Source organism: Cyanobium sp. LEGE 06143, from assembly GCF_015207535.1.
In the GTDB taxonomy this organism is placed as follows: Bacteria; Cyanobacteriota; Cyanobacteriia; order PCC-6307; family Cyanobiaceae; genus NIES-981.
Genome location: NZ_JADEWP010000099.1, coordinates 1 through 9,235 on the forward strand (window position 1 = coordinate 1; position 9,235 = coordinate 9,235).

The 9,235-nt window shown below is 68.1% G+C and carries 10 protein-coding genes and 1 pseudogene; 8 read left to right on the forward strand and 3 right to left on the reverse strand.

The annotated features are described in order from the left end of the window. The first annotated feature begins 10 nt into the window (after positions 1-10). The 6 genes and pseudogenes from IQ216_RS08210 to folE all read left to right on the forward strand — a co-directional run bounded on the left by IQ216_RS08210 (position 11) and on the right by folE (position 5,338). The gene (locus IQ216_RS08210; RefSeq protein ID WP_193815100.1) at positions 11-823 is read left to right on the forward strand and encodes a creatininase family protein; all 813 of its coding nucleotides are present in this window, start codon (positions 11-13) and stop codon (positions 821-823) included. Positions 824-917: 94 nt separating this feature from the next. Continuing rightward, positions 918-1,661: an aldehyde oxygenase (deformylating) gene (locus IQ216_RS08215; RefSeq protein ID WP_193815101.1), complete on the forward strand. Its 744-nt coding sequence runs from the start codon at positions 918-920 to the stop codon at positions 1,659-1,661. A gap of 61 nt (positions 1,662-1,722) precedes the next feature. After that, entirely contained in the window at positions 1,723-2,772 is a 1,050-nt protein-coding gene (locus IQ216_RS08220) for a long-chain acyl-[acyl-carrier-protein] reductase (protein ID WP_186696617.1), read from the forward strand. 36 nt (positions 2,773-2,808) lie between these two features. Further along, positions 2,809-3,798, forward strand: a pseudogene (locus tag IQ216_RS08225) (acetyl-CoA carboxylase carboxyltransferase subunit alpha). Positions 3,799-3,877: 79 nt separating this feature from the next. Further along, a complete protein-coding gene (locus IQ216_RS08230) occupies positions 3,878-4,588 on the forward strand; it encodes an SDR family oxidoreductase (protein ID WP_193815102.1) in 711 nt (236 codons plus the stop codon). A gap of 6 nt (positions 4,589-4,594) precedes the next feature. Then, a complete protein-coding gene (folE, locus tag IQ216_RS08235; protein WP_193815103.1) occupies positions 4,595-5,338 on the forward strand; it encodes a GTP cyclohydrolase I in 744 nt (247 codons plus the stop codon). 35 nt (positions 5,339-5,373) lie between these two features. On the opposite strand, the gene IQ216_RS08240 is transcribed toward folE, so the two are convergent. Both IQ216_RS08240 and IQ216_RS08245 read right to left on the reverse strand, forming a co-directional pair. After that, a complete protein-coding gene (locus IQ216_RS08240; RefSeq protein ID WP_193815104.1) occupies positions 5,374-5,904 on the reverse strand; it encodes a hypothetical protein in 531 nt (176 codons plus the stop codon). A gap of 62 nt (positions 5,905-5,966) precedes the next feature. Continuing rightward, positions 5,967-6,626 carry a phosphoribosylanthranilate isomerase gene (locus IQ216_RS08245; RefSeq protein WP_186696622.1) on the reverse strand — a complete coding sequence of 220 codons (660 nt, stop codon included), beginning with the start codon at positions 6,624-6,626 and terminating at the stop codon, positions 5,967-5,969. 101 nt (positions 6,627-6,727) lie between these two features. Between IQ216_RS08245 and IQ216_RS08250 the strand changes: the two genes are divergently transcribed. After that, positions 6,728-7,984, forward strand: a complete 1,257-nt coding sequence (locus IQ216_RS08250) for a site-2 protease family protein (RefSeq protein ID WP_193815105.1) — start codon at positions 6,728-6,730, stop codon at positions 7,982-7,984. Here IQ216_RS08250 and IQ216_RS08255 read toward each other — a convergent pair. Next, a complete protein-coding gene (locus tag IQ216_RS08255) occupies positions 7,964-8,749 on the reverse strand; it encodes a lipoate--protein ligase family protein (RefSeq protein ID WP_228007290.1) in 786 nt (261 codons plus the stop codon). The two genes, IQ216_RS08250 and IQ216_RS08255, sit on opposite strands and share 21 nt — an antisense overlap. A 9-nt stretch (positions 8,750-8,758) precedes the next feature. Here IQ216_RS08255 and IQ216_RS08260 point away from each other — a divergent pair. Continuing rightward, on the forward strand, positions 8,759-9,235 hold a 477-nt coding region (locus IQ216_RS08260; RefSeq protein WP_228007291.1), incomplete at its 3' end, for a TSUP family transporter.

The window sequence follows — 9,235 nt, forward strand, 5'->3', positions numbered from 1 at the left end:
GCCATACCCCATGCCCCTGCAGCGCGAACTGATGGCTCTGACCTGGCCCGCGCTGCAGCGGGCGGGGGCTCGCAAGGGCAGCACCGTGGTCTGGCCCTGGGGCGCTGTGGAGCAGCACGGCCCCCAGCTGCCCCTCGGCACCGATGCCGTCTTCGCTGAGCGCCTGGTGGAGGCGGTGCTGGCCCGGCTGCCGGACGATCGGCCGATCTGGCGGCTGCCGCTCCAGTCCCTGGGGTTCTCGCCGGAGCACCTCGGCTTCCCCGGCACCCTGAGCCTGCCGGCCAGCCTCGTGGTGGAGCTGGTGCAGGGCATCGGCCAGCAACTCGCTGCTGCCGGATTCCGCAGGCTCGTGCTGCTGAACGGCCACGGCGGCCAGATCGCCCTGCTGCAGGCGGCAGCGCGGCAATTGCGGGCCGCCGCGCCCCAGATGGCCGTGTTGCCCTGCTTCCTGTGGAGCGGGCCGGAGGGGCTGGGCCCGCTGTTGCCCCAGGCCGAACGGCTGCAGGGCCTCCATGCCGGTCTGGCGGAAACCAGCCTGATGCTGCATCTCGCCCCCGAACTGGTGGGACCCGATCGCCCCCGCGATGGCGTGGATGGACCGGCGCCCCCCGAGGGCTGGAGCCTGGAGGGGGCGGCACCCTGCGCCTGGCTGAGCCACGACCTCACCGGCAGCGGCGTGATCGGTGACAGCCAGGGGGCCACGGCGGCCCTGGGGGCCGACCTGTTCGAGCGCCTGGTGGACGGGTGGACGCGCCGGCTGGAGTCCCTGCTGGCCAGCGACTGGCCGCCCGTTCCCCCGCAGAGGCAACAGGCGGGGGCCTGAGCCGGGCGGCCCCGGGGTGGCTGTTCGGACAACCGCTGGGCCCAGTTCCACCCAAGGTGGTTACAGTCTGGCGATTGCTTGACCTGCGGCCCCTATGGCATCCGTCGCCCACCCTGCTGTCATCGAAACCACCAGTGCCGCCGGCAGCGGCCAGGCTCCGGCCGACGGTCTGCCGGATTTCGCCAGCTCCACCTACAAGGACGCCTACAGCCGCATCAATGCCATCGTGATCGAGGGTGAGCAGGAAGCCCACGACAACTACATCTCCCTGGGCACCCTGATTCCTGACCAGGCCGATGAGCTGGCCAAACTGGCCCGCATGGAGCTGAAGCACATGAGGGGCTTCACCGCCTGTGCCAACAACCTGAGCGTCACGGCGGACATGCCGTTCGCCAAGGAATTCTTCTCCCCGCTGCACAGCAACTTCCAGAAGGCCCTGGCGGAAGGCAAGGTCACCACCTGTCTGCTGATTCAGGCCATCCTGATCGAAGCCTTCGCCATTTCGGCCTACCACATCTACATCCCGGTGGCTGACCCCTTCGCCCGCCGCATCACCGAGGGGGTGGTCAAGGATGAGTACACCCACCTCAACTACGGCCAGGAGTGGCTCAAGGCCAATCTGGACACTGTGCGCGAGGAGCTCGAGCAGGCCAACCGGGAGAATCTGCCTCTGGTGCGCAAGATGCTCGATCAGGTGGCCGATGACGCCGCCGTACTGCTGATGGACAAGGAAGATCTGATGGCCGATTTCCTCAGTTCCTACCAGGAAGCCCTGATGGACATCGGCTTCACCGGCCGCGAAATTGCCAAGCTGGCCGCTGCTGCTCTGGTCGGCTGACGCGCTGCCCCACACCCCCCATGGGAGGATGTAGCGTCCGCGACATCCTCCATCTCTGCGCATGTTCGGCCTCATCGGGCACTCCACCAGCTTTGAGGAGGCCAGGGCCAAGGCTCGCTCCCTTGGATTTGACGAGTTCGCCGATGGGGACCTCGACATGTGGTGTTCAGCGCCTCCCCAGCTCGTCGAGCACGTGGAGGTGACCAGTCGAACGGGCAAGGTGATCAAGGGCGCCTACATCGATTCGGTGTTCGTGCCAGAGATGTTGCGTCGTTTCAAGACGGCCAAGCGCAAGGTGCTCAAGGCCATGGAGCTGGTGCAACGCTCCGGCATTGACATCACGGCCCTCGGTGGTTTCACATCCATCATTTTCGAAGATCTGAATCTGCTGCGTGAAGAACGCATCAGCGCCGTTCAGCTCGACTGGCAGCGCTTCACCACCGGCAACACCCACACAGCCTGGGTGATCTGCCAGCAGGTGGAACGCAACGCCCCGAAACTGGGCATTGACCTGGCCAGGGCCAAGGTGGCCGTGGTGGGCGCCAGCGGCGACATCGGCAGTGCCGTCTGTCGCTGGCTGCAGCGCACGGGCGTTGGCGAGCTGCTGCTGGTGGCCAGGCGGCCCCAGCCCCTGGTGGCGCTGCAGGAGAGCCTGGGGGAAGGCAGGATCCTTCCCCTGGAGGAGGCCCTGCCGGAGGCCGACGTGGTGGTCTGGGTGGCTAGCCTGCCCCAGAGCCTAACCATCGACACGGACAGCCTCAAGCGTCCCTGCCTGATGATCGACGGCGGTTACCCCAAGAACCTCGACACCAAGGCCGCCGCCGCCGGCATCCACGTGCTCAAGGGAGGCATCGTGGAGTTCTGGCAGGACATCGGCTGGCAGATGATGGAGCTGGCCGAGATGGCGGTGCCGGAGCGGCAGATGTTTGCCTGCTTCGCCGAGGCCATGCTGCTCGACTTCGAGGACATCCACACCAACTTCAGTTGGGGGCGCAACAACATCAACCTGGCCGCCATGGACCTGATCGGCGAGGCCTCCCTACGCCACGGCTTCCAATCCCTGGGCCTGGAGCCTGCCAGCTCCTCGTCGCCCGCCCTTTCGATCGCCTGACCAGGGCGTTCATCCTCCCCGTTCCCCAGCCACCCCATGGCACGCCGCGCTCTGCTCGAATTCGAGAAACCTCTGGTGGAACTGGAGGATCAGATCGAGCAGATCCGCCAGCTGGCCCGCGATTCGGAGGTGGATGTGAGCCAGCAGCTGCTGCAGCTGGAAACCCTGGCCACCAGACGCCGCAAGGAGATCTTCGACGGCCTCAGTGCCGCCCAGAAGATCCAGGTGGCCCGTCMCYYCYRGYGGCCCAGCACGCTCGACTACATCCAGCTGATCACTGACAGCTTCCTGGAGCTTCATGGCGACCGCCGTGGCTCCGACGACCAGGCGCTGGTGGGCGGTGTGGGCCGGGTGAACGGCATCAGCGTGATGCTGCTGGGCCACCAGAAGGGACGGGACACCAAGGAGAACGTGGCCCGCAACTTCGGCATGGCCTCCCCCGGTGGCTATCGCAAGGCGATGCGCCTGATGGAGCATGCCGACCGCTTCCGACTGCCGATCCTCAGCTTCATCGACACCCCTGGCGCCTATGCCGGTGTGCTGGCTGAGGAACAGGGCCAGGGCGAGGCGATTGCCGTGAACCTGCGCGAGATGTTCCGGCTGCGGGTGCCGATCCTGGCCACGGTGATCGGGGAGGGGGGATCCGGCGGTGCGCTCGGCATCGGCGTGGCCGATCGGCTGCTGATGTTTGAGCACAGCGTCTACACCGTGGCGTCCCCGGAGGCCTGCGCCTCTATCCTGTGGCGCGACGCCGGCAAGGCTCCCGAGGCCGCTGAGGCCCTGAAGATCACCGGATCAGATCTGCTCAGGCTCGGAATTGTGGATCAGGTGTTATCGGAACCCTCCGGCGGCAACCACTGGGCGCCCCTGCAGGCAGCCGACACGCTCAAGGCCGCCCTGCTCGATCACCTCGGCCAGCTGAGCAGCCTGGACGCAGCCGCTCTGCAGCAGACGCGCTACGAGAAGTTTCGCCGCATGGGCCAGGTGCTGGAATCAGGTGCCCCAGAGCGCTCGCTCAGCTCTTAAGGTTTGAGTTAATCGCCTGGAAGGTCCTCACCGAGGTCCTCGGTCTCCAACCTTCCGAGCCGTCGTCGCCCCGCCCCCCTTGCCCACAGTTCTGATCACAGGCTCGTCCCGAGGGATTGGGGCTGCAGCAGCTCGGCGGTTTGCGGCAGCAGGTTTCGATCTGCTGCTGCTGGCTCGCGACGGCCAGGCCCTGGCTGAGCAGGCGGCTGAGCTGGCTGCCCTGGGGCAGCGGGTAGAGGTCGAGCCCATCGATCTCGGCCAGCCCGAGCGCGTGGCAGCGGGCCTGGCGGATCTCTGCTCCCGGGGACTCGAACCGGATGTGGTGATCAACAATGCGGGCATGGCCTGCACCGGGGCTCTGACCACCATGGCCCTGGCCCAGTGGCAGCAGCTTCTGCAGCTCAATCTCACGGCGGTGTTCCAGGTCTGCCAGTGCCTGGTGCCTCGACTGCGGGCCCGGGGAGGGGGATTGATCATCAACGTGAGCAGCCATGCCGCGCATCAGGCTTTCCGCGACTGGGGCGCCTATTGCGTCAGCAAGGCGGCCCTGGCTTCGCTCAGCCGCTGCCTGGCTGTCGAAGAGCGTGAACACGGCATTCGCGTCAGCACGCTCACCTTGGGTGCGGTGAATACTCCCCTCTGGGACAGTGAAACCGTCCACAGTTCATTCGATCGCCATGCCATGCTTGATTCCGAGCGGGCCGCAGACGCCCTGCTGTACCTGGCCCAACAGCCCGCCACCCAGGTGGTGGACGATCTGACCCTTATGCCGGCCGCCGGCGCGCTCTGAACTCCTATGACGTCCACGTTCCCTTCCAGTATCAGTGCCAGCGGCTCGGCACCGAACACCACTCCCATGCCGATTTCCCTGCGGATTCGGGATCGTCTCGAGAAGGAGGGCGTGGCGTTCTTCGCCAACGACAACATCGCCAACCACCTCCAGGATGGTGAGCTCGATCAGCTCGAGATCGAAGTGGCAGGCAAGGTGCGCGAACTGCTGCGCAGCCTCGTGATCGATATCGACAACGACCACAACACCGAGGAAACCGCCGAGCGCGTAGCGCGGATGTACCTGCACGAGGTGTTCAAGGGTCGCTATCACCACCAGCCCAAGATCGCCAGCTTCCCCAACGTGAAGAAGCTGGATGAGATCTACACCGTTGGCCCCATTTCAGTGCGATCGGCCTGCTCCCACCACCTGGTGCCGATTCTCGGCAACTGCTGGATCGGGATCAAGCCCGGCGATCAGGTGATCGGCCTGTCCAAATTCTCCCGCGTGGCCGACTGGGTGTTCTCCAGGCCGCACATCCAGGAAGAAGCCGTGATGATCCTGGCTGATGAAATCGAGCGCCTCTGCAAGCCCCAGGGGCTGGCGATTCTGGTGAAGGCCCAGCATTACTGCATGAAGTGGCGTGGGGTCAAAGAACCCCAGACCAGCATGGTGAACTCCATTGTCCGCGGAGATTTCCGCCATGACCCGAGCCTCAAGGCGGAATTCTTTGAGCTCGTGAAACAGCAGGAAGCCGTTCTCTCGACCTGAGCCTGAGCCGCAAGGCCTCTCAGCTGAGGCCGTGCTCAGGGTCGAATCGGCCCCACCGGCGGGCTGGCCTGCCGGCGGCTAGCTGGCTTCGCCCTCGATTCAGAACGGCCAGCCCCGCCATCCACGCTGATCACGAGCATCACCTCCCGGCCCACATCCTCAGCCTGGAGCCGATAGGTGGGGCCTGCGGCCGTGCTGATCAACAGCCAGGTGCCGTCATCCGGCGCCAGGCGATACCAGTGGTAGGCCGAAGCGGGCAGGGCCGCCAGGGCATCAGCATCGGCCACCGCCTGGAGCAGGGCTCCCTCGCTGGCCTCGCCCGCCAGTTCCAGGGATTCCAGGCCCTTGATGCTCTGTTCCACCGCATCCTCCTGGCTGATGGTGCCGGCGATCTGCTGGCGCAGAGCCCGGATCTGGGCCTCGGGATCGGCGCTGACCCCAGGCACACAGGAGAGTTGCCCATCGAGGAGCTGGCATCCCACCAGGTCCTGGGCCTGGCTGGGCATGCCGCTCAGCACCAGCAGCGCGGCGAGGCCGGCCTGGCGCAACGCTTGCGGAGACAGCATGGGCTTGGTCGTGATGGGCCCCAATCCTGACGGGTCACAGGATCGTGGCGCTCCGACCCGCCTCAAGGCGCCGCAGGGCGACCCCGCACGGCGCTCACCAGGGCCGCCACGCGGTTGAGGTCCTTGTCTGCCGGAGCCCGCTCAACACCGCTCGAGGCATCCAGCCCGGTGGGACGCACCCTGGCGAGCACCTCGGCGACCCGTTCGGGCGCCATGCCGCCGGCCAGCCACCACGGCAGGGGGCTGGACCAGCGCTCCAGCCAGTCCAGGGGAATCCGATGACCCGTGCCGCCCAGCTGATCCGGCACCCAGGCATCGAGCAACAGGGCATCCACATGGCCTTCATAGGCCTGGGCCTGGTCCAGATCGGCGCCAGAGCGGATCCGCAGGGCCTTCCAAAGCGTGCAGCCCAGGCGCCGCCGCAGGGCACTGCACTGGTCAGGACTCTCGCGGCCATGCAGCTGCAGGATGCGGTGGCCCCGCTCCGGCAGCAGCGCGGCAAGGCCCTCCTCGCCGGGGTCCGCCACCACCAGCACACCGGCACAGGCAGGAGCGACGGCCTCGATGGCGGCGAACAGGGCCGGTCGCCTGGCCTCTGCCACGAAACGGGGCGAGGACGGCACCGCGATCACGCCGATTGCCTCCACCCCCAGGGCTGCCACCGCTGCAGCCTGGCTGGGATCGCGCAGCCCACAGATCTTGAGTTGGGTGGTGGGCCGCATCGGCATCGGTCTCGGCGGCGGGGAGGCAAGCAGCTTTCTAGGATCAGGGACAACCGCCGGAGCGCCGCCTGTATCCGGGACGAACGCTATGGGTGAACGCCGTGGGTGAGGGCTGGCAGCTGATGAGCATCCGCGGCATCCCGCTGCGGATTCACCCGAGCTGGTTTGTGATCCTGCTGGTGGCCACCGCGGCCTTCCAGCAGCAGTACAGCGCTGGCCTCAGTGCCAGCGTTGGAGCCGCCGGCCTCTGGGGTCTGGGCCTGGGCACGGCCCTGCTGCTGTTCGTGTCCGTGCTGCTGCATGAGCTGGGCCACTCGTTTGTGGCCCTGGGGGAGGGCGTGAAGGTGCGCAGCATCACCCTCTTTCTGCTGGGGGGAGTGGCCAGTGTGGAGCGGGAGTGCAGCACGGCCATGGGCGCCCTGAAGGTGGCGGCGGCCGGCCCGGCCGTGAGCCTGGTGCTGGGGGTCTCGCTGCTCGCCTCCACCCATGCGGCCAGCCACGTGGCCCCCTGGCTGGGGGCGATGGTGTCGGAGCTCGGCACCCTCAACATGGTGCTGGCCCTGTTCAATCTGCTGCCCGGCCTGCCCCTGGACGGCGGCCTGATCGTCAAGGCGCTGGTGTGGCAGGCCAGTGGCAGCCAGCGCCGCGGCGTGGAAGTGGCCAACGCCTGTGGCCGCTTTCTGGCCTTCGGGGCCATGGCCCTGGGCACCTTGCTGCTGCTGCGGGGGGCGGGCATCGGTGGAGCCTGGCTGATCCTGCTGGGCTGGTTCGGTCTGGGCGCCGTGCGCAACCAGCAGCAGCTGCTGGCACTCCAGAGTGCCCTCAGCACCCTTCAGGTCAAGGAGGCCGCTGCGCGCCGCTTCCGGGTCCTGGAGGCCAACGCCTCCCTGCGGGAGGTGAGCCGCGTGCGGCTCACCGAGCCCAGTCCGGTGGGCAGCGCCGACTGGCTGCTGGTGTGCGAGCGCGGTCGCTGGCAGGGGGTGATCGACGACGCCACCCTCAAGGAGATTCCCGTGCAGCGCTGGGACACCGACCGCATCGCCGACCATCTCAGGCCCCTGTCCAGCCTGCCGTCCATCCCCGAAACGGCGCCGCTCTGGCAGGCGGTGCAACTGCTCGAAACCGACAAGACCACCAGGCTGCTCGTGCTCAGTCCGGCAGGGCTGCCCTGCGGCACGCTGGAGCGCCCCGATCTGGGCGAGGCGGTGCTGCAGAAACTGGGTCTGAAGCTGCCTGCACCACTGCTGGAAGCGGCCAGGCGGCAGAACATCTACCCGCTCGGCCTGGCCCTGCCCCAGGTGGTGCGCGGCATGGTGGCCTCCGGTGAGGCCCAGTCCTCAGCCAACGCCGGCACCTGAACCCTCGCCGAGCCCCAGCAGCTCCGCCACTGCGGCCAGCTCCTTGGCACGCAACGGCTCAGGACTGAGCTCCGCCAGTGGGAAGGGCAGGTGCTGCCGGGCCGCTGTCTGGAGCACCGCTTCAAGCTCAGCCCCGGCGCAGGCAAGCGGCCTCAGGCAAGGGGCGGGCCTGCCGAACAGCTCCTGCCAGAGGCCGGCAGGGGGGGCGAGCTGGATCGAACCGTGCTGGAGCAGCCGGCCACCACGCCAGAGCTGGGCGCTGCCGATCCGCTTGCTGCCATCGGCATGCACCAGGTCGGCGGCCGTGGCCAGCTCAAAGCAGTTGGCCGAGGCCAGCGAGCACCGGTCGTTGCCCCTCAGCAGAGGCTGGCCGAGCTGCGCGAAGGCCCGGCGCAGCCAGGTGCTGGCCTCGGCGTAGGCCTGCACTTTGCTCGGCGGGGGCGTGGGCCAGATCAGCGCGTAGCTGAGATCACCGCCATGGAGCACGGCCCTGCCGCCACTGGGGCGACGCACCAGCTCGATCCGGCCCGCGGCAGCGAGCTCCTGCCAGTGCTCGGGCCAGCGGCGCTGATGACGGCCCAGAGAGAGGGTCGGACGCAGCCAGCGATAGAGGCGGAAGGCGGGGCGTTCCTGGGCCAGCAACCAGGCGTCGATGGCCATCTGCCAGTCACCCCCCAGGCTGCTGCCAGGCAACCAGCGCCCGGGGCGGCCCCCCTCGGGGCCGTCCCGCCCAGGACTGGAGAATGCTGGTGCCGTGGACTGCATCCCTCCAGATTGATCCCTCAAGCAAGCGAGCTGCTGCCCTTCCTGCCGCTGGGCCTGCTCGCTGGAGTGCTCTCGGGCCTGCTGGGCGTGGGCGGGGGGCTGGTGTTCTCACCGCTGCTGCTGTTGCTGGGGCTGGAGCCCCACCAGGCCCTGGCCACCAKCACCCTGGCGATTGTGCCCACCACGCTGGGCGGCACCTGGACGCACCTGCGCAGCCGCACCCTGCCCCTGCGCAGCGGGGCGGCCATCGCCCTGGGTGCCAGCCTCGGCGCCGCCTTCTGCAGCCGCCTGGGCATGGGCCTGCAGGGCTCTCTGTTGCTGGCCCTGCAGGCCACCCTCTACGTGGGGCTGGCCCTGCTGATCAGGCCCCGCGCGGTCCAAGCCGCAGCGGCGGCTCCGCGGCAGGCGACCCTCGCAGCCCTGGGGAGCGTGGGGGCCGTGGCCGGCCTGGCCAGCGGCCTGCTGGGCGTGGGCGGGGGGCTGTTG